The sequence below is a fragment of the Lactiplantibacillus songbeiensis genome (assembly GCF_005405125.1).
Lineage (GTDB): Bacteria > Bacillota > Bacilli > Lactobacillales > Lactobacillaceae > Lactiplantibacillus > Lactiplantibacillus songbeiensis.
In genome coordinates this window covers 77680-103659 of the sequence record NZ_BJDL01000011.1, presented here as the reverse complement: position 1 = coordinate 103659, position 25980 = coordinate 77680, and the positions used below count along the sequence as shown (strand labels likewise).

The 25980-nt window shown below is 44.5% G+C and carries 24 protein-coding genes and 1 pseudogene; 18 read left to right on the top strand and 7 right to left on the bottom strand.

The genetic code is table 11. From position 1 onward, the window contains the following. Positions 1 to 399: 399 nt before the first annotated feature. From FFM77_RS04915 to FFM77_RS04890, 6 genes are all read left to right on the top strand, one after another. Entirely contained in the window at positions 400 to 1335 is a 936-nt protein-coding gene (locus tag FFM77_RS04915; RefSeq protein WP_137634638.1) for an L-lactate dehydrogenase, read from the top strand. 139 nt (positions 1336 to 1474) lie between these two features. Beyond that, the gene (locus FFM77_RS04910) at positions 1475 to 2449 is read left to right on the top strand and encodes a DUF2785 domain-containing protein (RefSeq protein WP_137634637.1); all 975 of its coding nucleotides are present in this window, start codon (positions 1475 to 1477) and stop codon (positions 2447 to 2449) included. Positions 2450 to 2467: 18 nt separating this feature from the next. Then, complete coding sequence (locus FFM77_RS04905; RefSeq protein ID WP_137634636.1) at positions 2468 to 3496, top strand: zinc-binding alcohol dehydrogenase family protein; 1029 nt, start codon at positions 2468 to 2470, stop codon at positions 3494 to 3496. Between the two features lie 101 nt (positions 3497 to 3597). Continuing rightward, a complete protein-coding gene (locus tag FFM77_RS04900; RefSeq protein WP_137634635.1) occupies positions 3598 to 4710 on the top strand; it encodes a D-alanine--D-alanine ligase family protein in 1113 nt (370 codons plus the stop codon). Between the two features lie 124 nt (positions 4711 to 4834). Then, the gene (locus tag FFM77_RS04895) at positions 4835 to 6358 is read left to right on the top strand and encodes a glycerophosphodiester phosphodiesterase (protein ID WP_223876783.1); all 1524 of its coding nucleotides are present in this window, start codon (positions 4835 to 4837) and stop codon (positions 6356 to 6358) included. 456 nt (positions 6359 to 6814) lie between these two features. Then, positions 6815 to 7711 (top strand): helix-turn-helix transcriptional regulator, encoded by an 897-nt coding sequence (locus FFM77_RS04890; protein WP_137634634.1) that lies wholly within the window; start codon positions 6815 to 6817, stop codon positions 7709 to 7711. 64 nt (positions 7712 to 7775) lie between these two features. Here the strand turns inward: FFM77_RS04890 and FFM77_RS04885 are convergent, their stop codons facing one another. Beyond that, positions 7776 to 8492 (bottom strand): helix-turn-helix domain-containing protein, encoded by a 717-nt coding sequence (locus FFM77_RS04885; RefSeq protein WP_137634633.1) that lies wholly within the window; start codon positions 8490 to 8492, stop codon positions 7776 to 7778. A 226-nt stretch (positions 8493 to 8718) separates the two neighbouring features. Here FFM77_RS04885 and FFM77_RS04880 point away from each other — a divergent pair, with 226 nt between their 5' ends. From FFM77_RS04880 to FFM77_RS04850, 8 genes and pseudogenes are all read left to right on the top strand, one after another. After that, positions 8719 to 9381, top strand: a complete 663-nt coding sequence (locus FFM77_RS04880; RefSeq protein WP_137634632.1) for a DUF805 domain-containing protein — start codon at positions 8719 to 8721, stop codon at positions 9379 to 9381. A 9-nt stretch (positions 9382 to 9390) separates the two neighbouring features. Continuing rightward, a pseudogene (locus FFM77_RS14295) lies at positions 9391 to 9465 on the top strand (zinc-ribbon domain-containing protein); the annotation flags it as partial. A gap of 6 nt (positions 9466 to 9471) precedes the next feature. Then, positions 9472 to 10482, top strand: a complete 1011-nt coding sequence (locus FFM77_RS04875) for a PrsW family glutamic-type intramembrane protease (protein ID WP_171001561.1) — start codon at positions 9472 to 9474, stop codon at positions 10480 to 10482. A 27-nt stretch (positions 10483 to 10509) separates the two neighbouring features. Then, positions 10510 to 11172: a zinc-ribbon domain-containing protein gene (locus FFM77_RS04870; protein WP_137634630.1), complete on the top strand. Its 663-nt coding sequence runs from the start codon at positions 10510 to 10512 to the stop codon at positions 11170 to 11172. Positions 11173 to 11200: 28 nt separating this feature from the next. Further along, positions 11201 to 11872: a hypothetical protein gene (locus tag FFM77_RS04865; protein ID WP_137634629.1), complete on the top strand. Its 672-nt coding sequence runs from the start codon at positions 11201 to 11203 to the stop codon at positions 11870 to 11872. Positions 11873 to 11893: 21 nt separating this feature from the next. Further along, positions 11894 to 13108: a hypothetical protein gene (locus tag FFM77_RS04860; protein WP_137634628.1), complete on the top strand. Its 1215-nt coding sequence runs from the start codon at positions 11894 to 11896 to the stop codon at positions 13106 to 13108. Between the two features lie 35 nt (positions 13109 to 13143). Then, positions 13144 to 14313, top strand: a complete 1170-nt coding sequence (locus FFM77_RS04855; protein WP_137634627.1) for a hypothetical protein — start codon at positions 13144 to 13146, stop codon at positions 14311 to 14313. Positions 14314 to 14350: 37 nt separating this feature from the next. Beyond that, the gene (locus tag FFM77_RS04850) at positions 14351 to 15514 is read left to right on the top strand and encodes a hypothetical protein (protein ID WP_137634626.1); all 1164 of its coding nucleotides are present in this window, start codon (positions 14351 to 14353) and stop codon (positions 15512 to 15514) included. A 53-nt stretch (positions 15515 to 15567) separates the two neighbouring features. Here the strand turns inward: FFM77_RS04850 and FFM77_RS04845 are convergent, their stop codons facing one another. The 3 genes from FFM77_RS04845 to FFM77_RS04835 all read right to left on the bottom strand — a co-directional run bounded on the left by FFM77_RS04845 (position 15568) and on the right by FFM77_RS04835 (position 18145). Further along, positions 15568 to 16050: a universal stress protein gene (locus FFM77_RS04845; protein ID WP_137634662.1), complete on the bottom strand. Its 483-nt coding sequence runs from the start codon at positions 16048 to 16050 to the stop codon at positions 15568 to 15570. A gap of 66 nt (positions 16051 to 16116) precedes the next feature. Continuing rightward, positions 16117 to 16401 (bottom strand): hypothetical protein, encoded by a 285-nt coding sequence (locus FFM77_RS04840; RefSeq protein ID WP_137634625.1) that lies wholly within the window; start codon positions 16399 to 16401, stop codon positions 16117 to 16119. A gap of 463 nt (positions 16402 to 16864) precedes the next feature. Continuing rightward, positions 16865 to 18145 carry a replication-associated recombination protein A gene (locus tag FFM77_RS04835; RefSeq protein ID WP_137634624.1) on the bottom strand — a complete coding sequence of 427 codons (1281 nt, stop codon included), beginning with the start codon at positions 18143 to 18145 and terminating at the stop codon, positions 16865 to 16867. Positions 18146 to 18346: 201 nt separating this feature from the next. Here FFM77_RS04835 and gshAB point away from each other — a divergent pair, with 201 nt between their 5' ends. Continuing rightward, the gene (gene gshAB, locus FFM77_RS04830) at positions 18347 to 20596 is read left to right on the top strand and encodes a bifunctional glutamate--cysteine ligase GshA/glutathione synthetase GshB (RefSeq protein ID WP_137634623.1); all 2250 of its coding nucleotides are present in this window, start codon (positions 18347 to 18349) and stop codon (positions 20594 to 20596) included. Between the two features lie 69 nt (positions 20597 to 20665). Here the strand turns inward: gshAB and FFM77_RS04825 are convergent, their stop codons facing one another. Next, entirely contained in the window at positions 20666 to 21127 is a 462-nt protein-coding gene (locus FFM77_RS04825; protein ID WP_137634622.1) for a YueI family protein, read from the bottom strand. Positions 21128 to 21263: 136 nt separating this feature from the next. On the opposite strand from FFM77_RS04825, the gene FFM77_RS04820 reads away from it, so the two are divergent. After that, entirely contained in the window at positions 21264 to 21692 is a 429-nt protein-coding gene (locus tag FFM77_RS04820; RefSeq protein WP_137634621.1) for a hypothetical protein, read from the top strand. 14 nt (positions 21693 to 21706) lie between these two features. After that, complete coding sequence (locus FFM77_RS04815; protein WP_137634620.1) at positions 21707 to 22327, top strand: DUF1054 family protein; 621 nt, start codon at positions 21707 to 21709, stop codon at positions 22325 to 22327. An 86-nt stretch (positions 22328 to 22413) separates the two neighbouring features. Here FFM77_RS04815 and rpsD read toward each other — a convergent pair whose 3' ends face one another. Beyond that, positions 22414 to 23022, bottom strand: a complete 609-nt coding sequence (rpsD, locus tag FFM77_RS04810; protein WP_137634619.1) for a 30S ribosomal protein S4 — start codon at positions 23020 to 23022, stop codon at positions 22414 to 22416. 200 nt (positions 23023 to 23222) lie between these two features. Then, on the bottom strand, positions 23223 to 23684 hold the full coding sequence (locus FFM77_RS04805; RefSeq protein ID WP_137634618.1) for a GAF domain-containing protein: 462 nt from the start codon (positions 23682 to 23684) through the stop codon (positions 23223 to 23225). Positions 23685 to 23855: 171 nt separating this feature from the next. Here FFM77_RS04805 and ezrA point away from each other — a divergent pair, with 171 nt between their 5' ends. Beyond that, positions 23856 to 25565: a septation ring formation regulator EzrA gene (gene ezrA, locus FFM77_RS04800; protein WP_137634617.1), complete on the top strand. Its 1710-nt coding sequence runs from the start codon at positions 23856 to 23858 to the stop codon at positions 25563 to 25565. Positions 25566 to 25980: the final 415 nt, after the last annotated feature.

Genomic DNA, 25980 nt, shown 5'->3' with positions numbered 1-25980 from the left:
TGGTTGCTTTTCGCCTACCGGTCATCGAAAAAAATACTGGAACGCGGTGGGTCATTTTGAAGCCGAACAGCGGTCTTCAAAACTGACCTTGGTCTAGGTCCGGTAAACCACCGTACCAAGACCAACGACACGGCTGAGTATTTTTTTCGATGACCTCACGGCTAGTTAAGAATCAATTGAATTTTAGCCGTGAGGGCGGCCCCAGCAATGCTCAGTGGTGAAATTGGCCTTAGCTGAGTGGGTTGCTCAGGTTAGGTCAAGGCCGGCTTTTGAGACCGTACTTTGGCTCAAAAACGTGCCCACCACGTTCCAGCATTGCTGGGGCCAACCGGTCGGCGATAAGCAACGATCCATTTAAAATGGACTGATTAAATACATCTCAGAATGGAGTTAGCAAACATGCGTAAATATGGTGTGATTGGCTTAGGCCAAGTGGGCGCGACAGTCGCGTATACGTTAGTTCAACAAGGGACGGTCGATGAATTGGTATTGATCGATCATAATGAAGCCTTGGCGCAAGCTCAGAAGATTGATTTGGAAGATGCGTCCGCGCGGTTAGCCTCAACCACTAAGATTATTTTAAACGACTACGCTGCCTTGGCCGATGCCGAAGTGTTGATCGTTGCATCCGGTAATATTAAGGCGATTGACATGACTAGTTCTAAAGGTCGGTTTGGCGAGTATGAGTCTAACCAAGCCATCGTGCGTGATATTGCGCCGAAAATTGTGGCTTCTGGTTTCAAAGGGATTTTGATTGATATTATGAATCCATGTGATGTGATGACTGATTACTTGCAACGCTTAACCGGCTTCCCACATAACCGGGTCTTTGGGACCGGGACGTTCTTGGATACGGCGCGGATGCAAAAGTACGTTGGCCAAGCCTTAGGGACGAATGGTAAAAATGTGGACGGTTACGTTTATGGTGAACATGGGAACTCTCAATTCGTGGCCTGGTCAACAGTGCGGGTCAATGGTGAACCGATTGCGAACTTCCAGGCTAAGCAAAACTTAGATCTTAATCAATTGGAAGAAGATGCACGTCAAGGTGCGTTTGCAGTGATGGCGGGTAAAGGCTATACCAACTTTGCGATTGCCACCTGTGGCGTTCGTTTGGCCGAAGCAGTCAGTGCCGATGCCCAACTCGCTTGTCCGGTATCTGCATTTGATCCTGAATATGGGACTTATGTTGGGATGCCAGCCGTGATTGGCAAAAACGGGATTGAACATTTGATCCAGTTGGACTTAACTACTGCAGAAAAGGCGTCTTTGACGGCCTCAGCTGAGTTTATTAAAAAGAATGTGGATGTTTTACCACAACCAGTTAAAAATTAAATGATAATTTAGATCGACGCTTGGGGAGCGGCCAACGCTTGCCAGGCGCCGTTTTTTGCGTTGGTTGAGTGTGTAAGCAATGTGAAAGTCAGGCTAAGCATGCTAAAATAGAGATTAAATTGAGCAATAGGAGTCATGTATGGACAAACAAAAATTAGCAACTTTAAAAGCAGACATATTGACGTTGCGCCAGCATTTGCGAGCCGGCGATCTCTACCAATCGTTACCACAACGAATTGGCTATTTGATCGATCAGCAAGCCCAGGTATCCGCCAGTACGGTTATTGATGTGCCGGATGGCGATGTTCAAGCATTGATCAAAAGTATGCGCGACGGCTTTCAAGATGGTTCACTAACCACGGTGACTGATGATCAGATTAAACAATTATTAGCCCATATTGGGTCACTTAATCCGGATATTCGGGACCATGGCGTTTATTATTTATTAAATGAAGCGTTACAACAACAATTATTAAGTGAAGATCAGTTAGGGCTGATTTTTGACACTTTGATTCAAGATGACCAATTATTTGACCATATTGATGAACCGGAGAACGATGCTGTCTTTAAACGGTCATTTTCAATCTTAATCTTATCGGTGTTAGTTTATGCGGATCACGCGGGCTTTCACTTTATGACGACGGCGCGTTTGGAACAATTGGTACAGCAAGTGTGTGCTTATTTAGTGATGGAAAAAGATACCCGCGGTTACGTCGCTGATCACGGTTGGGCCCATGCCTATACCCATGTCAGCAATTTATTAGACGAGCTTGGCGAAGAACCACGCTTGGCGCGGGCTGATAAATTGATGATGTTGGCAACTTTGATCGAGTGTTATGAACGCTTGTCTACACCACTGATCTTTGGGGAACCGGAACGCTTATCCAGTTATTTGGCGATGATTACGAGTAAGGATGACCTGTATACGGATTACTTGTTGATGGCGTTTAAAAATTGGCATCAGGATCTCGTTATGCAACCAGCCCCAGATTCGGCCCTGATGTGGACGCGAATCTTTAATCGGAATCGGTTATTGGAAGCGATGGCGTTACATGATGATTTCCCAACTGTGGTGTCAGATTATTTAGATGAAGAATTAGAATTTCTAGGTTAGTCGAAGGGAAGTTTTTTGATGGAAGCAAAAGCAGTCGGATTATATCAAGGATTACCACTCAGTGACCCTAAGTCGTTGCAAGACTTAACCGTTAAGGTGCCCCAACCAACAGGACGTGATATTTTAGTCGCCGTTCAAGCCATCTCGGTTAATCCCATTGATACCAAGCAGCGCCAAGTTCAAGCCAAAACGACGACACCGCGGATTTTGGGTTTTGATGCGGTCGGACAAGTGTTGGCAGTCGGTGAACGGGTCACAAGTGTGATGACGGATGATGTCGTCTACTATGCGGGCGCGGTCGATCGACCCGGCAGTGATGCGCAGTACCAGTTAGTCGACGAACGTTTAGTCGCCTTAGCTCCCAAAAAGTGGGCGGCAACGGAATCAGCCGGACTGCCACTAACTGCTTTGACGGCTTGGGAAGGCTTGTTCGAAAAGTTAGGTTGGACGCCTAAAAAAGACGCTAATCGTGGCCATAGTGTGCTAATTATTAACGGCGCTGGTGGGGTCGGTTCGATTGCGATTCAGTTGGCTAAGTGGGCGGGGTTAACGGTCGTGACCACAGCCGGCCGTCCGGAAACGACGACTTGGGTTAAGCATCTAGGTGCCGATATCGTCTTGGATTATCATGATGATTTAGGTACCCAACTGGCCGATGCGGGAATGAAGCAAGTCGATAGTGCGTTACTGCTACATTCGACTGATTTGTATCTACCATTAGTCGTGCCATTGATGCGGCCATTAAGTACGATAGCGGCAATTGTAACCAACGCGAAACCTTTACCGATGGACTTATTAAAGCCGAAGAGTTTGAACTTTGCTTGGGAATTTATGTTCACGAAGGCTAATTACCAAGTGCCAGAAATGGCGACCCAAGGAATGATGTTAGCCCGGGTTGCGGCGTTAGCGGATGCTGGCATCATCAAGCCAACCACACAACGGGTCTTAACTGGGATTAGTGCGCAGACCTTAAAACAAGCGCACGAAATCGTGGAAACGGGCCAAATGCTTGGAAAATTAGTCTTAACCGCGCCATTTAATGGATAAAAGCGTTACCAAGATTGCAAAAATGTTTCCAATTGTGATGAGATATTGTAGAATTAGATAAGCCGTAATATGAAATAAATCTTGATAGGATGAACTTAATAATGGAGACACAAAAAAAGATCCACGTTGGCTTGTTGTTTGGCGGGAACTCTTCGGAACATGATGTTTCAAAGCGTTCAGCACACAACATTTATGATGCCATGGACAAAAGTAAATATGACGTTGACTTATTCTTGTTGACTAAAGACGGGGTGGTATTAGATAACGCCACGACCCAACGCATTTTTGCGGGGGAACCCGAAGACAAAGTCGTTGCCGAAGTCATGCCGACTATCGATATGCGTGATCCATTGGCGCCAATCAAGAACTTAGCCCACGCTAAGGATATTGATATTTTCTATCCAGTTGTGCATGGGAACTTAGGTGAAGATGGAACGTTGCAAGGCTTGTTTAAGTTGTTGAAGAAGCCTTACGTTGGTAGTGGGGTCTTAGCCTCCGCTGCAAGTTTTGATAAGGATATAACCAAACAAATCTTGACGCATCACCACATTCAAAATACGAAATACGTCGTGGTCACCCCAGAAAATCGTGACCAGATGACGTATGCGTCTGTTAGTGAACAAGTTGGGCCGCACTTATTCATCAAGCCAGCGAACCAAGGCTCATCAGTCGGGATTCACAAGGCTGAGACGGAACAAGAATATCTCGATGGTTTAGCCGATGCTTTCAAGTATGACTTTAAGATCTTAGTTGAAGAATCTATCGACAATCCACGGGAAGTCGAATGTTCGATTTTAGGGAACGAAGACGCCAAAGCTTCGAAGCTTGGGGCCATCGATGTACCGAAGTCAGATACCTTTTATGACTACAACAACAAGTTCGTTGATGCTAGTGGCGTTTCATTTGAATTGCCAGTGGAATTACCAGCGGACTTAACGAAGCGGATTCAAGATATGTCACTGGGTGCTTTTAAAGCACTCGGCTTAAAAGGCATGGCGCGGGTCGACTTCTTAGTTTCGGAAGATGGCGAACCTTATTTAGGTGAAATTAACACGTTGCCTGGGTTTACCAATATCAGTCTTTATCCAAAGCTCTGGGAAGTTTCAGGGATTGGCTATTCTGATTTAATTGATAAGTTGATTGAATTAGGTTTCGATGAATATAAGCGGCAAGCAGCCATTCATTATGATTTTGTGGCGTTAGACGCTGAATAATAAGCAGTTGTTTAGTAGTGGTGTGGATAGTTAGCTATCTGCACCGCTTTTTTTGATTGGATTTAAGTTGGTGAGCATTTCCGATATAATGGGTATTGAAACGTATCTTGAGGGGGCAGCATTGATGCAACGGTATTGGCAGATTTTAATGCGGGGACGACGGCAACTAACAGGACCGTGGCTAGGTTTAGTATGCCTAACATTGTTGGTCAAAGTTGTCGGGGTGACTTTTGGCGGTTGGTCGGCATTAGTCGGCTTGGGTCTGCTGAGTCTCTGTTTGCCGTTGATCGTGACTCATTGGCGATTCAATCGCTCGTTCTGGTTGATTTGGAGCCTACAACTATTGTTAGGGCTCATTTGGTTACCATTGGGGTGGGGTGGCTATACGGCGACCTTGCAAGCCGGACTAACGTTATCGGCACCGCTACAAAACGCCATCTTTACGATCCGTTATCAATGGGGGCCAATGGTTGGTGCGATCTGGGGGCTGCTTTGGTTAAGCAGTTTTAAGTGGCTACCGAGTACTTGGCAACAATTAAAACAGCCGACGAGTTGGCGCCAGTGGTGGTTAATTGGCTGGCACCAGTCCTTTTGGCGCGTCGTCTGGCAGCTGATTAAACTACTACGCTGGCTGGGGTGTTGGGTGATTTCGGCGTTAATTGGGGTTGGCTTAACGTTTAGTATCGAGCGGCTGAACCCGATGGCTGGTCAACTGACGAGTTGGTTAGTTTTGGCCGGATTATTATGGGAACTGATTGTTTTGATCTTAGATGGTCTGACGACGCAAGTGCAGCGACCAGTTGGCAGCAAGCGGCCGATTTGGCTAGTTAGTGGGTTATTATTATGCGTCAGTTTAGGGTTTGCAGGCTGGTGGCTCAGTGGAACGGTAACGACCGCACCAGCGATTATTGCGCATCGTGGGGTTGATGGCCATAATGGTGTCCAAAACACGACGAGCGCTTTAAAACGGACGGTTAAGGCCACCCATCCGGCAGCGGTCGAGATGGATATTCAACCGACCTTAGATCGACATTGGGTTGTGATGCATGATCCAACGCTAAGTCACCTGAGCCAACGTCAGGGTCCCGTCCGCGATTATCGCTTACAACAGTTAATTGGGTTGCCATTATGGGAAAACGGCGAACGCGGCCAATTAAGCACGTTTAAACAGTATCTGCGGACTGCTCGCCAGTTGAACCAGCCGTTGTTAGTGGAGATTAAGGCGATTGGGTCGGCTGCCGATTTAATGGCGCCGTTTGGTCATGCCTATGCACGTCAATTGCGGCAGGCTCATAGTCAAGTCCATTCCTTAGACTATGAAGTGGTTGCGCGGTTGAAGCAGTATGATCCCAAATTGCGGGTTGGCTACATTACACCGTTTAATTTAACCAGCTTTAGTGACAACGTGGCAGACTTTTATTCATTGCAAGCTTTGACGTTGACACGTGAGCAGTTGGCAGCGGCGACGCGCCAACATAAGCCAGTCTATGTCTGGACACCAGATGGCAAGTTGGCCCAGCAACGGTTAGCGGTGATGGGCGTTAACGGGATTATTACTAATCAACCCGGTCAGTTGCGTCATTTGCTGACACACACGCGTCAGGTTTATACTGTTCAACTTATTAACTGGCTGTTTAATTTATTATAATTTTATGAGGGGCACAACTAATCATTGGTTGCGCCTTTTTGAGTGGTCGCCGAGGCTTAATTAGATTCGTAAGTGGCTTTACTTGACGGGGGATAAGGGAGCTAATCCCTTATCTTCGTTGATTTTAGTGACCCTAGTGGTTTAGCTAACCCAGGTTAAATTAGTTTGGATAACTAATCGGGTTCCTTGATAATTAATGAGTGACCTGAACTATAAACCATGATATAACTTAATATTAAATAAGAATTAATCTTATTTCTTGCGTATTATGTTTTATCTGAATATAATAATATGTGTAATTGGTATTGTCCAATTTGATGGTTGACAACTGATTATTTTGATCTTTGAGAGGATTGATTAGGTGACAAGCGACGGTCGGCTTGCGAGTGGGGTCGGGTCGACCGGTGATTAAGTTAGCGGTTAGGTTTAACAGGCAATTAAAAAGAGGGGTTTAACATGAGAATATTGGGAGAAAAAGTACGGCAGTTCCGTAAGCGCAAAGGCATGTCGCAAAAAGAACTCGCTGAGGGGATTTGTACGCAAGCCACGATTAGTTTAATTGAAAAGAAAAGCAAAATTCCTAGTATGAAGATTATGATGAAAATTTGTAATCGTTTGGGGATTCGATTATCAGAAGTTATCATTGAAAATGATGATCAGTTATATCGGACGTTCAAAAAAATTGATAGTTTAATTCGACATGAACAATTAGAAGCGGCGGCGGCGGTGTTTGAGAAGATTCGGCCTAAGCAGTTGCGAAGCACGAACGATAAAAAGCAGTATTTTTATTATGAAGGCTACATTCAACTGGAACTCAATAATAATCCTGATGAGGCCATCTTTAACTTTGGCATGCTGCTCAACCAATTCGTTAAGTCGAGCCATGATATGTACGCCATTCTAGCGACACTTGGCACCGGGTTGGCGTATGAACGCAAGCAATCGTATGACAAGGCGGAGATCTTCGTGAAGCAAGCGGTCGGCACGCTACATGCGATGGACGCTCAGGCCTTGCCGATGGGTGACGATGACTACCTACAAAACGAGATTTTGATTTATGCGTCTGCGGCCCAATTGTACGCAAAAATCAATTTCCCACAAGAAGCCCTAGAGTTGATTGACTTGGCGTTACAAAAGGCCCAGGATAGTCAGTCATTGTACTTGCTGGATCGCTTATATGCGCAAAAGGCAGCCAATGAAGTTGTCTTAAACGATGTGCAGTCGGCTCATGACCATTATTATGTGGCCTATGCGCTGAGCCTAGTGACCCATAACGCGAAATTAACGCAAACCATTATTAAAGAAATGGCGGCTTATCATATTGCACCGTTGCAAGTGGCTAAGGAAGCTTAGCTAAATGAAATGAAAACGCCCGTAGTACCAGTCTACTTAAAGACTAGTACTACGGGCGCTTTTTCTAGTGGAGGTCGCGGTAGAGATTGATTACCGCACCGGCCAATTGGTGTTTAAATTCTGTCAGGGTTAAAAATAACGGTTTTTCGGTTGGTAATCCAGTGGTCAACATTACCTGCTTATCGGCTGTCATCAAGGTTTGACGGACGGTCGTTTTGGCGGTTGTTAGGTTAAACGCCATTAATTTAGGCGATTCAGGAATTAGTCGGCACGCTTTGGCAGCGGTACTAATAACAGCCAGGTCACTTTTTAAAATCCCGAGCATCACGAGATTGGTATCCGTGATTTTAAGCCACTGGATTGTTTCAGCCTGGGCCTGCCAAGGTGGCAGTTGCGTGTTCACGTGTGTGCTGAGTGGGTAGTGCAACTGTTGCCGTGAGTTCGTTAAGCCGATTTTATTAGCTTGGGCTGATTGAGCTGGCCTGCGCCTTGGTGAGTCGACATCAGCTGGCATCCTTAGCCCGCTGACGTGAATAACTGGTTTGGCTGCTGGTGACTCGGCTGGAATTAAGTTGGCTAATTTGAAGATTTCAGTTTCTGAAATATGTAAGCCGGTCGCAATTTTACGTAGCGTTGCTGGTTTAGGAATCTGACGTTTGTTGTTTTCAATCTGGGAATAGTACGAAGCGGAAATCCCGGCGTAGAGGGCAACTTTACGAACAGAATCGCCTTTGCTAAGTCGGATCTTTTTTAAACTATCACCAAATGTTGCATCTTGCATCGATTTCACCCCGCTTGTATCTAACTAGTATAGCAACGAAACCCCGGTGTCACCTAGGATTCAGGGCTTAAACGGTGTTAAAAGTGATTGCAAAAGTAAAACGGGTGACTTATACTTATGGCTAAGTAAGTTTAGTGAATTTAGGCTGGAATAAGACTGTCATATCAGTAATAAGCGTTCTGATTAATCGCTGACGCGTTTAGGCGTGACAGCAGGACGTTGGACGATGTTAATGACTAATGCCGGTTATTTATCTTGCACTGTTCACAAAAGTAAAACAAAATTTGGAGGCTTTTATATGAATTTTTGTCCTAAATGCGGTACGGCGGTTAAGGCGCCAGCCCATTTTTGTCCTAGTTGTGGATTTGATCTCAGTACTGCGGGGGAATCAGCCACGACTGATACTGCTCAACCAACGGCACAACATAGTCAAACGGCACCAATTAGCAATGAAACAGTAACTAACCCAACGCCGGTGACACCAACTCCCATGCGTAGTCAGGCAGCAACGACTAATGATGCGCCAGACGCGCTAATTGATTATCAGAGTAATTTAGGCTTGATTGGTGCAACTAAACAGTTTTTCCAGAATTATATTAATTTTAATGGACGCATGAGTCGGGCTAACTTCTGGTGGTCTTTTCTGGGATATTTAATTATTTATGTAGCTTCTTTTTTGATCAGTTGGGCTGCCAATGACTATATAATCATGCAGATAGTGGGATATGCTTTAGTTTTGCCAAGTTTTACCAGTTTCAGTCGGCGATTCCATGATAGCAATCGTTCTTTCTGGTGGTATTGGTTCGTATTGCTTCCTGGTGCTGGTGCATTTTATGTTTTATATCTGGCCAGTAAACCTGGTGATACTCAAGCCAATCGTTTCGGTTAGGACAGATAGATGCCAACAAATTTATTTTGTCCAAATTGCGGACTACCTTTAACGGTGGGCGTTCATTTTTGTACGCACTGCGGGTTTGATGTGAGTCAATTACAACCGACTGTCACACCAGCCGAACCCAGTCCAAAATCAGCAGCACCGGTGAATCCGAATCTATTGGATTCAGCGACGACCCAGTTAAATAGTTGGACGGGGCAGCGGCGGAAGGTACCACTTAAGTTAGGTAGTATGTTTAGTGAAGTGTTCAAGACACATAGTGAAGCGGCAGCTGAGCAGTTATTTATTGGTGGGACGCAAACCACAACGCCATCTTTGGCGACCGTGAGCGATTCACCGGTCAAGCCTTGGCTATTCGCTCGTGTGCTATTAATTTTTGCCTTAACGATTGCCATTTTAGCAGGGAGCTATTTTCTGTTCGATGGCGAAAAGATGTACATCAGTTTGATCTTTATGAGTGCTTTAGCCGTACCGTTTTCATTATTAATGATGTTTTTTGAAATTAATACCTTTCGAAATATCAGTATTTTTAAAGTGACGAAAATCTTCATGGTTGGCGGGGTGGCCTCGGTGTTGACGACGATGGTCCTTTACCAATTAGTGAGTATTCAAAATTTAACGGTGCTGACGGCGATTCTAGTGGCATTTATTGAAGAGACCGGTAAATTAGTGATGATTGCGTACTATGTTAAACGAATTCAAGCCCGGTTTATTTTAAATGGGCTACTGATTGGCGCGGCAATTGGGGCTGGCTTTGCAGCATTTGAAACGGCTGGATATGCCCAGGACTTAGGACTGTCAGTGCTGTTAGTGCGCAGTATTAGTTCACTAGGAACTCATACACTATGGGGCGCGATTAATGGCGCTGCCTTGGTGATGGTTAAAGGGGATCGACCGTTAGCGGGGCCGATGTTTCGTGATGGCCGATTTTTACGGTTCTTCGGGTTAACAATCGTGTTGCATGCACTCTGGGACATGCCGTTGCCATTTGAATGGGTGCGAATCGGTTTGCTGATCATTGTGGCCTGGGTGACGGTATTGGTCTTGATTAATGCGGGGTTACGTGAAATTCGGACCTTGCGCGCGGGAGCGTAAGTTAGAAAACTTTTAGGGGTGTTGAGAATGAAATATTGTACCAATTGTGGTCAGCGACTATCGGCAAGTACTAAGTTCTGTACGCGTTGCGGCGCTGAACAACAAGTTGATAGTGAAGTGATGAGCCAACCAGTTGCGGCTGACAGTCAATCACAGCCAACTGAGCCAGCATCAACTGATGATGTGAATCAAGCCCAGCGAGTTGCACCTGAAGTAACTGCTAAGGCTGATGATAGTAGTGGCCTTAAGATGAACCTGATTGTGATTGGGTTTATCTTACTGTTGTTTGCGGGCTTTTTTGGTATACGGGGCTATCAAACATATAAACGGAATCATTTAACGGAGCAGGAATTAGCCAATATTGGTAGCGATATTGCTGATAAGTATTTAGGGGAGGGTCAAGTTACTGTTTATTATGATAAAGAAACTAATGAGTTGGATTTAGTTGCAAAGACGGGAACAAAGCTATATAACCGTGCGGATGATGTGGTTAATGGGTTTGCAAATGTAAGTAAATTAAAGCCGTTTCGCAGTGCTTTCGAGGAGATCTCAATTGACATGTCTGAAAAAATGCCAACTAATTTGCGCGATGTTCATGTTCGTTTTATGAATCCAGCAAATACAAATCGCTATCTTTATATTTGGCAGGATGGGGAGGTGACGTACGACTTTACTAAGGATGACGACTAGTTAATGAATAAAGGGGGATTTGAAGCAAATGCAAAGGTTAAAAGGATTGCGACGGGGATTAGTTTTACCAGTTGCAGTGGTTTTATTAGTACCAGCTGTTAGTTCAATTGAAACTAGTATGAATGCTCAAGCCGCAACTAAAGCCATTTCGTTCAAACAAGCTAAGTCGATTTTAAAGCGAGGTGGTTATGGCTATGAGTTACAATTGCCGCATTTGAAGTCTGAGTCTGCTAAACGCACGGTGATTACAACGTTACCGGGTGCTAGAAGTAAGGACACATTCACTTTGGTGCGACACGGTAAATACGTGAAAATTAGTGCGTTGTTTGGAACGTTAGATGGTGGTCATTTTACTAAATATAATAATACGGGATTGCCAACTCACAAGACTGTGCTGGCAAAAGCGCCTGCTTGGCATACCGGGACGCCAAAAGTATTGCGGCATAAATGGGTCAGTAAAACGTATGGTTGGCATTTTTATAAGAACCATGTAGTTACCTGGGATCGGACTATTGGGTGGGTCGCAACTGCCCATCCTTGGATTAATGTGACCTATCAGAGACTAAGTAAAAATAAGTACAAAACGCATGTTTATTGTCCACGTGATGGTCGGCACTATACTGCAACTTGGAAGCTAAGTCCTAAGCATCAAAAAATTTACGGCAGTAAAAATACGGAAACTGCATATCGTTCAAACTAAGTTTAATTTGGAGGAAAAGTCATGAAATACAATCAAGGATTAATTTTATCAGCGACAGTTTTAGCAACGTTAGCGATGGGGGCAACCACACTAACCGCAAACGCTGCAACGACGTACAAACGGAGTAAAATTACTAAAGTTTCATCGAAAGCATATTATTCACAACGGCAAACGGGGAAGACTTACCAATTTAAAGGTACAGCTAAGAAGTTAGTCTTTAAAGCTAACCATGCGTTGAAGAATTATACAAAAACAACTTGGCAAGCTTCTAAGAAGACGATGGTTACTAAGAATGGTAAGCAATACTTGTATTACTACGTTAAGAATAGTCGTAATGGCGCAACTGGTTGGGTTTACAGTAAATATCTAAAAGCTGGGAAGAATTTCCAAGCAACGACTGCGACTACAGCGACCGCTACAACTTATACGCCAGCTAAGACGGGTAAGGTTTACACATTAAGTGGCGACAATACTTACGTTAAATTTAGTAATGGTCAGGCTTTGAAGACTGGTGAAAATTATACGCAGACGCAGCAACGTTATGTTTATAAAGCCGGTAAGAAATACTTGTACTACTTTGTGACGAGTGCTGACAAGAAGGTTAGTGGCTGGACTTGGCACGGTTATTTGAAGGCAGATAGTAGTACAGGTTCAGCATCAGCAACGACTACGACCAATACTAATAATACAACCACAACTGACACTAATAACACGGATTCCACAGAGACTGATTCTTCAGTAAATAACAGTACGCCAGTTTGGGCAACCGATGATGGACAGCGGGCACGTGTCGGCATTCCAATGAGTGACTTAAAAGCTTATTTAAAGGCTGGCCATCAATATAATAGCGGCTTATATGCTGAAGAGTCAGATGATCCGTCAGCACCATATCCGTTACTGTTGGCTACCAATGTTTTTTATGGCCCAGATAAAAGCAACGCGTATTCACGCTATGATACTTTACAAGGGACTGTTAATGGGCATGCTTATGTCTTGGAAGATTCAGACAATATTGTACAGTTAGCACCAGCCAATGGTGATGCCTTGTTTCAAAAGATTGGTACTGCAATGTTTTTCGTTAGCTTGAATAAACCAGAAGCTACAACGCAATATGCTACTGGTGATAAAGATGCATACAAGATGTATGGTCCTAGCTGGTTCCAATATAAGTTAGATGGGTCGCATACTTATTGGGTATACAACCTGGATAAAGGTCAATGGGAAAGCTTTAAGTAGGGGTTAACTAAATTTATTTTGGAGGGACAATGATTATGAAACACAATCAAGGCTTAATTTTATCAGCGACAGTTTTAGCAACGCTAGCAATGGGCGCAACCACACTGACTGCAAATGCCGCAACCACGTACAAACGGAGTAAAGTTACTAAGGTTTCATCAAAAGCTTATTATTCGCAACGGCAAACAGGGAAGACTTACCAATTTAAGGGCACAGCTAAGAAGCTAACGTTTAAAGCTAATCATGCCTTAAAAAATTATACGAAAACAACTTGGCAAACTTCTAAGAAAACGACGGTTACTAAACATGGTAAGCAATACTTATATTACTACGTTAAGAATAGCCGTAATGGCGCAACTGGTTGGGTTTACAGTAAATATCTAAAGGCTGGGAAGAACTTCCAAGCTACGACTCCGACTACGACAACCGCTACAACTTATACGCCAGCTAAAATGGGTAAGGTTTACACTTTAAGTGGTGATAACACGTATGTAAAGTTTAGTAACGGTCAAGCTTTGAAGACCGATGAAAACTATACGCAAACGCAGCAACGTTATGTCTATAAAGCTGGCAAAAAGTATCTGTACTACTTTGTGACAAGTGCTGATAAGAAGGTTAATGGCTGGACTTGGCATGGTTATTTGAAGGAAGATAGTAGTTCGGATTCATCAACAGTGACGAATGCTAATAATACAACGATCACTGATACTAATCATACAGATTCATCAACAGCTTCGTCTACTGGTGACGTCACGCCAGCGTGGGCAACTTACGATGGAAAACGTAGTCAACTAGTGATCAATAGTAACGATTTTGGCTCATTTCTAGCAGGAGGTCATACTTATGGGCCAGGTGTTTATTATAATGGAAAAGCTTACACTGATATCCATAATGTTTATGATACGTCAAATCCGTATCAATATGGGCAACAGCTTTCAGGTTTGAACGACGGAAAATTAACTGCGATGAAGCATGGTAGCGTAAATATATATGTTCCAATAGATGGTGATGTCCTTTTTATTGAAGATGGAGCATATACCGGCGTATTGGTACCTTCCTTTAATCCTGAGAGTGGTAGCGAGCTAAGCGGTGCTGACTACTTTCAATATATGCCAGACACAAATAACTATGTTATCTGGCGTTTTAATCTGAAGACTAAACAATGGGATAAAAGTATTACAGTAAATGATCCGTTTGGCTACTAAAGTGTTACTCAAATAATTGCATCTTAGGAAGGATATTATGAAGATAAAAAACTTACTGACCATATCGGCAACAGTCTTAGTAACGTTAGCAATGGGCGCAACCACACTAAACGCGAATGCCGCAACGACGTACAAACGGAGCAAAATTACTAAAGTTTCATCAAAAGCTTATTATTCACAACGGCAAACAGGGAAGACTTACCAATTCAAAGGCACAGCTAAGAAGTTAGCCTTTAAAGCTAACCATGCGTTGAAGAATTATACAAAAACAACTTGGCAAGCTTCTAAGAAGACCACAGTTACTAAAAACGGTAAGCAATACTTGTATTATTACGTTAAAAATAGTCGTAATGGCGCAACCGGTTGGGTTTACAGCAAGTATCTAAAGGCTGGGAAGAACTTCCAAGCTACGACTGCAACTACAGTGACCACTACAACTTATACGCCAGCTAGAGCGGGTAAGGTTTACACATTTGGTGGTGACAACACCTATGTTAAATTTAGTAACGGTCAAGCTTTAAAAACTGGTGAAAACTATACACAAACGCAGCAACGTTATGTTTATAAAGCTGGTAAGAAGTATTTGTACTATTTTGTAACTAGTGCAGATAAGAAAGTTAGTGGTTGGACTTGGCATGGTTATTTGAAGGCAGATAGTAGCGCAGATACAAAGACGGATGTGAATAGTTCCTCTCAGAAAGATAGCACAGTTAATGATGATACGTCATTAACTGACTCTAATGCAGATTCCAATAAGGGTTCTAGTAGTAGCGAATCAAATATTATAAAAATCGATTCTTTACGAGGAATTTGGTGGAGTAAAGGAACATATGTACCAGGAGTATATATAAACGGTCAATTGTATACTAATACTCATAATGTTTATGATGAATATAATTATACAACTTTTATGGGTGAATCAAATGGAAAGTTAGTAGCGGTCGGATCTTCAGATTTAGTAGATGCCGTAACGCCAGCTAATGGTGATGTTCTTGAGGGGGACGATGATGACTTCTTTAGTCTGAATGCGCCTTCAGACGGATTTAATCCAGATTCTAGACATAATAGCACAGCATCTTGGAGTTGGTTTCAATATCAACCGCAGTCTAATGATTATGTCACGTGGCAACTTAATGTAAAAAACGGCAACTGGGATAGACTAGGAGTTGTTTCAGATTATACAAGTTCGGATTACCATTAGATTAAAAAAAACGTTGTCTACAGTTTTGCAGACAACGTTTTTTTAACACTTATTTACTTTTTCTTAGGTTTCGGTGCTGGTTTGTTTTCCAAATCAGTCCGAACAACGAGAACATCGCAGACCGCCATTCGAGTGACGTATTCGGTTACTGAACCAATGAGTAACCGTTCTACGGCGTTCAAACCAGTAGCGCCAATCATGATCAAGTCAATGCCCAAATCCTTAGGAACATCGCGGGCGATAATCGTCTTTGGTGCGCCATATTCGATTGAGTAATCAACGTTAGCGAGACCGTCCTTTTTGGCTTCAGCAACATACTTGTCTAAAGTCTTTTGAGCCGTATCGGTAACTTGTTCAACCATGGTCGTGTCAAAACTTGAAATGTTTTGGAAGGCCCGGGTATCGACAACGTGCACCATATGAACTGCTGCGCTGGGGCCATTCCGTTTGGCAACGGCGACCGCCTTTTTAAATGCTAATTCCGCTTCATAAGAACCATCAACGGGAACTAAGATGTGTTGGTATTGTTGTAACATCATTCTCACCCCTCAATACTTTATAACTATATTGTAAAGGTTTTCGTAAAAAATAAAAAGCGTTTTCTACGATTCCCCCATAAAACTCATTAAAAATAGGCCAACGCCCATCATGATGATACACCCACTCGCCAAAGTTAGCGCGATAAAAGCCGTGCTTTGCATAAAAATGGTGATGGCACTGGCGACCGCGACAATTAACATTAAGCTGCCCCCATAGCGGGCAATGGTGTGGACGGCGGGGGTCTTAGTTGGGTCGAAAGTTAGAAATGGTTTCGACTGATGACTAACTAAGTAATAGCCGAGTAAAGCGGCGATTAGGGTGTATAGGACTAGTAGGACTGTGATCATTTTTTATGGAACCTCCGTTTTGTTGGTGTGGGAAGATTTTGTAGCTGAAACGTGTTCGGGGCGACTGCCAGTTCCGCTTGCTACGCCAGTCAACTATACCGGAAAAACACCGGCACAGTTGACTAGCTAAGCAATGCTCGCTGGCAACCCGTCGCCCCGAACACTCTACAAAAAAAGAGCCAGGAAGAATCCTGACTCACGGAAGCAAGCTTCCGGAAAAACTAGTAGTGCCGTTAATCACCCTTCAGTATTGACCCGCTTCAAGGCAGGTGGGACCGACTGTATAGCCTCCTAACTACCAAATGATAAGGCATGTTATGATGACTACCTGTAGTCAGTCCCAAAGTAGTATTAATTGTTCGGCAACACTTTGTTTAGAGCAACGCGTACACCTTAGTAATTTCGACTATTAGTCTAGCATATAAAAATAAAAGTTGCAATGATTCACGCAGTCATCACGATGTTAACGGTTTCGCGAATTGGCTTTTAATAATTTTTTGTATTGTTCACCTAACGCCGTCTCGTAGCGGCCGTTAGCTTTCGGCTGGTAATATTCGGCGCCTTTAATCGCATCTGGTAAATATTGTTGGGCGACCCAATCACCGGGATGATCGTGAGGGAAGTCGTAACCAACGCCATGGCCTAACTTGGCTGCCCCAGCATAGTGGGCGTCTTTGAGGTCAGCGGGAATGTCACCAAAATGCCCCGCCTGAACTTTCGTTAACGCACTGTCAACGGCAGCCATCGCTGAATTGGATTTCGGTGATAATGCCAGCTCAATCACGGCATTCGCCAGTGGAATTCGGGCTTCCGGTAAGCCTAGTTGATCGGCTGCTTGGACGGCGGCGACAGCGTGGGTACACGCAGGCGGATTGGCGAGGCCGATGTCTTCATAGGCAATGACTAGCAATCGCCGCATAATGCTCTTGAGGTCGCCAGCTTCGATTAACCGCGCCATATAATGTAAGGCGGCATTGGCATCGGAACCCCGAATCGACTTTTGAAACGCCGAAATGACGTCATAATGCGCATCGCCGTCTTTATCCGCGGATAAGGCTTTTTTCTGCAGGCATTCTTCAATAATGGCTTGCGTAATCTTAACGTGATCAGTCGGTGAGGTCGCGGTCGATAAGACGGCTAACTCCAAACCATTGAGCGCGCTCCGTAAATCACCGTCAGTTGCCGTACATAAGTGGTGTAAGGCGGCTGGTTCCAAGTCGACCTGATAGGAGCCCAAGCCACGTTGCTCGTCGGCTAAGGCCCGTTTAACGGCAATTTCGATGTCGTCCGGTTGTAGCGGGTGGACTTGGAAAATTTGCGTCCGACTGCGAATCGCTGGGTTAATACTGATGTATGGATTTTCAGTCGTTGCCCCGATTAAAATAATTCGGCCGCTTTCTAGATGGGGCAGTAAGAAATCTTGTTTGGTTTTATCGAGTCGATGAATTTCATCTAATAGTAAAATGACGGTCCCGCTCATCTTGGCTTCTTCAGCGACGATTTGGAGTTGTTTTTTACTATCGGTAGCCGCATTCAACATGCGAAAGGCATACTTGGTCGACCCCGCAATGGCGCTGGCAATACTGGTCTTACCCGTACCCGGTGGTCCATAAAGAATCATGGATGACAGGCGCTTGGCCTTGACCATCCGCGCAATGATCTTGCCGGGACCAACTAATTGCGTCTGGCCGACGACTTCTTCAATCGTCTGTGGTCGCATGCGATAAGCTAATGGCTGTTGCATGTTTTTGAATTCCTCCCTTGCAAAACTAGTCCCAACTATTATAGCATTTAGAAGGAGTTGGACCGAGCAATCGGTTCAAGTACGTAAGTCAGTTACCCGTTTGTGCTAGTTAGTTGGCAGTGCCGTTTGGCTAATCAATTAGCAGCTGGTTTAATTAGCACGAAACGGTATCAATTAAAGTTACGATAAGGATGGATAGTCATGGAATTAGATGCAGTTGGGAAAGCAATTCAGCAGTATCATTTAGTACCACTGATGAGTCACTCGAATTTAGGGCTGGAGGTCACCATGCAACGTGTCGATATGCATGGCACATTGTCGACCCAGCCAACACCACAAGCCTTCAGTAATCAACGAAAAAACCAGCAAATTCATCAGGGATTTGCACAAACACAACTAAAAGTTAGTACACCGGCTATGCCAGATTTGACCGCTTTAATGGCCTATTTAACCGGATTAACGACCACGGCGCGCCGGGCGTTGGCAGCCGGCGATTATTTGTGGCCGTTAGCTAGTACGCCAGTGTTGCCAGCTGATTTGACCCAGATTCCGTTAAGCAGTACCGATGCAGTCGAGCTGAAACGACGTCAACAGCAGGCTAAGCAGTATGATATAACGAAGCTGATGACTACCGGGACGCATGTTAATTTAAGCCTTAATGAACAATTATTTATGCGCTTATACACGGAAACATTCCATCAGCAGTATTCGAGTTACGTTGATTTTCGGAATGCCATTTATTTAAAAGTGGCGCAAGGCTTTGTCCGGATGAATTGGTTGATTCAATATTTGTTTGGCGCCACGCCAACGTTAACAATGCAAGCTACTAAGGCCAAACGCCAACGCAGTAGTGTACACAGTCCCGCGGGTCGCTATAGTGCCGTGACGGGTGACTATACGTCGATTGACGCCTATGTGGCGACATTACAAGCAGCGGTGCGTAAACATCAGCTGCTGTCAATCAGTGATTTTGATGGGCCGGTCCGGTTTCGGAGTCAAGGTGAGCTCACTAATCTCGCGAAGCAAGGCGTGTATTATTTAGAATTTCAGGGACTAGATTTAGATCCGACTAGTTCGACTGGCGTTGATCAAAATGCGGTGGCGTTCTTACGGTTGTTGGCGAGTTACTTTGTGATGATGCCAGCCTTGCCAACTGCAATGGTCGCCCAAGTTAGTGCGCAAGCGGCGGCCTTGACTGCTCAAGTGACCACGGAGAATCCAACGACGGCTAGTGCCCAAGTACAACCGGCCTTGCAAGTTTTGGATGCGTTGCGTGATTTTGTCACTAAGCAAGGCTTGCCAGCTAGTGATGCGGTGTTGTTGACGCATTTAAAGACACGGGTCAGTGACCCCAAGCAGACTTTAAGCGCGCAAGTTGCCCAGCAGGCGGACCCATTAGCTTGGGCGAACCAACAAGCGCAAGCCTATCAGACGACAGCTTTAGCTAAGCCGTTCGAATTACCGGGCTTTAAGGGCGTTGATTTATCCAGTCAATTGTTGGCTGAACAAGCCTTACGACGTGGTATCAAGGTCGATGTCGTTGACACCAATGCCAGCATCTTACGCTTAACTCGCCAGCAACAGGCCCAACTCGTAGTCCATGGGAGCGGAACGGACTTGAATCCGCAAGCCTTGACGAGTGTGTTGACACATAAGGTAGCAGCCAAACAAGTATTGGCTGAGCATGGCGTGCAAGTGCCAGCCTCACAAACGTATCGTTCAGCGAACCAGTTGATCGATGATTACGATCGGTATGCGGCTGGTGGCATTGTCCTTAAAGCGACTGACCGTAATCAGGCGGTCGTGGCATTTCGGATCATGCCCAAGCGCGCGTTATTTGAACAAGTCGTGCGCCAGCTCTTTGAACAAACGAGCAGTGTGATGGCTGAAGAACTGATTGTGGCGTCTAGTTACCGCTTCTTAGTAATTGGTGGCAAAGTGCAAGCGATTGTGGAACGCTTGCCAGCTAATATTGTGGGGGATGGTCGTTCGACGGTCCAAACGTTACTTGATCGTAAAAATGGCCGTGAGTTGCGGGGCACGGCGTTTGCCTATCCGCAATCTGAAGTAAAGCTCGGGACGATTGAACGCTATCGGCTCCAATCTTATCATCTGGATTTGGATTCGGTAGTCGGTCGTGGCACGCAGATTTTATTGCGGGAAGATGCGACCTTTGGCAGTGGGGCAGATGTCTTAGATGCGACGAGTGACATGCATCAGTCTTACATTGATGCGGTTGAGAACTTAGCAGCCAAGTTGAAGCTGTCAGTGGCTGGCTTTGACGTGATGATTCCTAATCTCTATGCCGAGCTCACCCCGGAACATCCAGAAATGGCGGTTTATCTTGGGGTTCATGCGGCACCGTTCTTGTACCCGCATCAATTCCCAATGTTTGGTGATGCGCAACCGGTCGCGCAACAATTGTTGGCTCAACTATTTCCAGAAAAATAGCCCATTACAAGCATAAGGTAAACTAAAAAGTTCGCTTGACCATTTTCAGGTTAAGCGAACTTTTTTAAGTTAGAGTAATTTTTTTAATTTACCAAACAAACCGCCTGACTTTTCAGGTTTAACGTTGGGGTCAACAGTTGGTTGGTACCGTTTTTCGATATCAATCACGTCTTGATTAATCGCCGTGTTCGTCGCAAAGACTAGGGCATAGTCATCATCACCAGTATGATACATGTTATCCGTCTTTAAGGTGAATTGGACGCCCGCTTTAGCGACGGCCGCCATGTACGGGCCGAGAATATCTTCGTCCAAATTGCCGTTAATGAGTAAACGGTAGTCGGGATGCGCGGCAAACGCGCGGTTCAGCTCATCAACGTAATGATGGCGTTTGATCTGATAGACGGTTACGGCAACCTCGACCCGTTCACGAAAGGTGCCAAGATACTTGCGCTGTTCATCGGGATGCAACTTCGGTGTCCCATGTATGGCGGTTTGTAAACGATCAACGGGTTGCTTTTCTGTGTCAGCCATTGAAAACATCCTTTCTCAGGTAATCACTTAATTGTAGCATGTTCTTAAGTGAAAGGCGATGAAAGTCCTAGCCAGTAAGTTTGGAATCATCTATACTTGAGGCGGGTTAATCAAATAGAGAAGGGTGCGACAAAAAATGAAAAAGCAAGTTTGGGCATTACTGGCGGTATTGAGTTTAGGGGGCGGCCTAGGTTGGTCAACGGCCACGGCTAGTGCCAAGACGACCTATTTGCCGAAGACGATTCGGAGTCATACTTGGTATTACACAGCTTCTGGGACTGAAGGGGGCTTCCATGAACGCACCACATTCAAGAAGAATGCTTTGCGGCTACATATGCGCGGTGCGGGGACTTATACGTGGCGCTTCAGTAAAGTGAAGAAGCACAGTAGCAAGGTTTATTACGCGCATGTGAATTATGGCGGTGGTAATCATGATCAAGTGAAGATTAAGCTGGTTGGTAAAAAGGAATTCTTAATTATTTCTAAGCATCAGCTGGGAACTCAGTATTCGAAAAAGGCCTACGCTGGGACTGCTGATTATGGGGCTAAAATTTTTAAACGATAAGAGGACGTGACGGCATGTTTACGCGAAGTGATTTTGAAATTTTCAATGACCCGACGTTAGCTGGGCGCATGCATTTAATCAAAACAGTGATTGATCCGAAGTTTGACGCCATTGCGCCGACCATCATTGATCAATTGAGTACGCCACCGGCCCATCAATTTTATGCGCATGTGGCGAAACATTTGCGGCGTTTTAAGAATCCACCAGTGGATACTTGGGTGGCGTTTAGTGAGAACGCTCGCAGTTACAAAGCTTTACCACATTTTGAACTGGGCTTTTGGCCAGATCGCTTGTTTATTTATTTTGATATTTTAGATGAAAGCAAAGCAGCCGTGCAGGCCAAAGTGTCACCGGCTGAGTTGAAGAAGCTGTATCAACAGTTACCCGCAGGCTTTGTGATTAGCAATAATCATGGGATACCGGGAACTAAAGCTGCGACCTCGGCCAATATTGACGCTGCACTGACGAAGTTTGGTCAATACAAGCACAGCGAGTTAGTGGCTGGTCGTGCGGTGATGGCGGATGATGAGTTATTTGCGAAGCCAACTGAGTTAAACGCTTATATTTTAGCGACATTTAAAGCGTTAATGCCGATTTACCAACCAATGATGACCGCCTGGCTGAGTGAAGATTGACTGTTAACGATGAGGCTGACCTAATGAAAACGAGGATACAAAAAAAGTCGCCTGCAAATGCAAGCGACTTTTTAATAAACCGGAAATTAAAGTTTGTTGTAGTATTCAACGATAAGTGATTCGTCGATATCTGCTTCAAGTTCTTCACGTTCTGGTAAGCGAATCAATGAGCCTTCAAGTTTGTCGGCATCGAATTGAACGAAGTTAGGGCGTGAAACAACGGCTTCAACAGCGCCAGTGATAACGACTAACTTCTTAGACTTGTCACGAACTGAGATAACTTGGCCGACTTTAACTTCGTATGAAGGAATGTCAACACGTTTGCCATCAACAGTGATGTGACCATGGTTTACCAATTGACGAGCTTGACGACGAGTAGTCGCTAAACCTAAACGGTAAACCATGTTGTCTAAACGACGTTCGAGTAAGATCATGAAGTTAACACCATGCTTACCTTCGCGGATTTTACCAGCTTTGATAAATAAGTTAGAGAATTGACGTTCAGTTAAACCGTACATCATCCGTAACTTTTGCTTTTCGCGTAATTGTGTACCGTATTCTGAAAGCTTGCTGTGACGACCTTGACCATGATCACCAGGTGCATAAGGACGACGAGCTAATTCTTTACCAGTACCTGAAAGAGACATTCCCAAACGACGGGAGATCTTCCAACTTGGACCTGTATAACGAGACATATGTTGTATCCTCCAATAATTTTAGTTGGAGTAAAATAATCCGATGTGAGTTCGATATTCGTTCAGATTGAACTGCAGGGTTCGCCATTGCAGCCGCAGGTTACTAACTGACCAATAAGTGGCACCAATCTGTTGACGAGCTTACCCACTCACTGCTGCATTATTTTACACAAAGAGTAGCATAGCATGGAAAACCTAGTTTAGTCAATGTATTGCACGAGAATTTTCGCAAATTCGACCAATTCGGCTTCATTTTCAGCCGTAAAGCGATCTAATAATGGGGAATCGATGTCCATTACACCAATTTGACGATCGCCCTTAGTTAAGGGTACGACAATTTCGGAGTTGCTGGCACTGTCACAAGCGATGTGTCCAGGAAATTCGTGAACATTAGCCACGCGATGCGTTTGTTGATCTTTAAAGGCGGTTCCGACAACGCCAGCGCCGACTTTAATGTGCATGCAGGCGACTTTGCCTTGGAAGGGACCCAAGTCAAGTTCTTGCGTGTCTGAATTATATAAATAAAAACCAGCCCAGTTAAGGTCGGTATATGTATCATTGATCAGCGCACTAGCGTTTGCTAAGTTAGCTACCAAATTAGTTTCTTGATAGAGTAGGGCGTCGAGTTGCTGGTTCATCAGTGAAGTTTGGGTCTCTGACATCTGAAATTCCTCCTAGAAAGTTAGCAAATTGATACTGTCTGATAATTGCGACTATGCTATAATTTAGGTTAGATTTTAATTGGAAATTCAAGAAAAAGCAAGGCAGCGGTTCGGCAAGGTATCGCGGTCACTAGCAAAAAATAAGCAATTTAATAAGTAAGGGGTATTCGTATGCAAGTAGCAATCGGTATTGTGATCGTCGCAGTCGTGATTTACATTGCGATTATTGGCTTCCAAAAATACATAGATAAGCAGGTTCAGCAATTAGCGGACCGCCAACAAGCCATCGTCGATCAAGCTCAGGCGACTGATTTTGAAAAAATTGAGCAATTAAGTTTGACCGGTGGTTCGTTAGCCAAGTTCGAAGACTTGCAGGCGACGGCCAAGGCCATTCAAAATGATCAGTTACCCGCAGTGAGTGAACAATTGACGCAGATTAAACAACAAGCTCATAGTGTCAAGTTCGTCGATGCGCGGCAGAACTTAAAAAAGGTTGACACTAAGTTAGATGGCATTAAAGCACAACTTAGCGATATTCAATCCGGATTAGATGCTTTAGATGATGCGGATCAGGCCCATCGCGCGGCCGTAGCTAGTTTGGAAAAGAAGTATCAAGATTTACGCAAAGTCTTGTTATCACAAAACTTTTCATTTGGACCAAGTATCGACAAGTTGGAAGATCGGTTAGCTAACTTAGAGAGTGACTTTGATAACTTCTCCCAATTAGCTAAGTCCGGGGACCATGACGCGGCTGAAAAAGTTTTGGATCAACTTCGACATGATACCAGTGCCTTAGAGACGGATATTGACCAAATTCCACCAATTTATAAAGATTTGGTCAGTGGTTTTCCAGATCAATTAACTGAATTACAATCGGGTTATCATCAGTTGATTGATCGGCATTTTCACTTTGAAGTGGCCACGATTGAACCGGAAATTCAGTCATTGAACAAGGCCATCGACGATAATAAAGACTTGTTAGGTAACTTAAAAGTTGAAGCAGCCCAAACTGGCAATCACGCGATTGAAAAACGGATTGACCACTTATATGACGTGATGCAAGCAGAAATCGATGCCAAAGAAGTCGTGGATGCGCGCCAAGATGAGATCAGCAAGTTCTTAACGCATGCGATGAATCAAAATCACCGGTTACAAGTGGAATTAGATCGGTTGGCCCAGAGTTATACCTTGAATAACCACGAGATTGAACGGACCCGCGAACTCAATGAGCAATTAAAGAATATTCAAGATATCTATCAAGCCGATATGACTGCCCTGACGAGCAAACAAGCCGTTTACAGTCAGATTGCGGCCCATTATGAAGACCAAGATAAGCAATTAAAAGGGATCGAAGAAGAACAAGTGACCATCAACGAAGGTGTGGCTGGTTTGGCAGCGGAGGAATCCAAAGCTCATGATACGCTGCAACGCTTTGACTTTGAGATTCATGCCATTAAGCGGCAAGTTGAGAATATGAACTTACCAGGGTTGCCGAAAGACTACTTGGATTACTTTATGGTGGTCGGTAAGGAAATCGAGAAGCTGGATCATGATATTAACAAGCTAGTGATTAATATGGAAGATATCACTAAACAATTAATTGTGATTCAAGCTGATATGGCAACGTTAAAGGAAAAGACGACTGATTTAACGGATGCGGCGGTCTTGTCGGAGCAACTGTTGCAATATGCTAACCGTTATAAGAACAGTCATGACGATGTGCAGGAGGCCAGTGAAGAAGCCCAACGCTTGTTCAATGAAGACTTTGATTATGCGCGTAGCTTAGAAGTGATTGCATCGGCGGTCGATAAAGTCAATCCGGGGTCTTACAAACGGATTGAAGACAGTTATTATAGTCAAAAGAAAGACGATGCTGAATAGGATTAATGAGAGACGATACCAATGAGGGTGTCGTTTTTTTGATAGGCGATACTTTTCGCTTCGGTTGGGCTGGATTGATGCTGGAACGTGGTGGCCATGTTTGGAAGCCAAGGAGCGGTCTTCCAAGCCGGGCTTTGACTAAGGCTGGAAAGATATCCAACCTAAGTCAAACGACACCACTGAGCATCATCCAGCCCGCCCTGCGCTAAATAATTGGTTGATTCTGTAGTTGATCATGTTCAGAATATTTCGTTAATTGATGGTATGGTCATGGCTAGTTTTAGTCGTAGTGACCAGTAAGTTCGCCGTGTCGAATCACTTGACCGGTGATTTGCCGGTCTTAGTGATTGGGCCAGCTTGTTAGACGTATTTTTTCGGCTAACAAGTGCCCTGCAGACCGTTTCTTGGCTGCAGG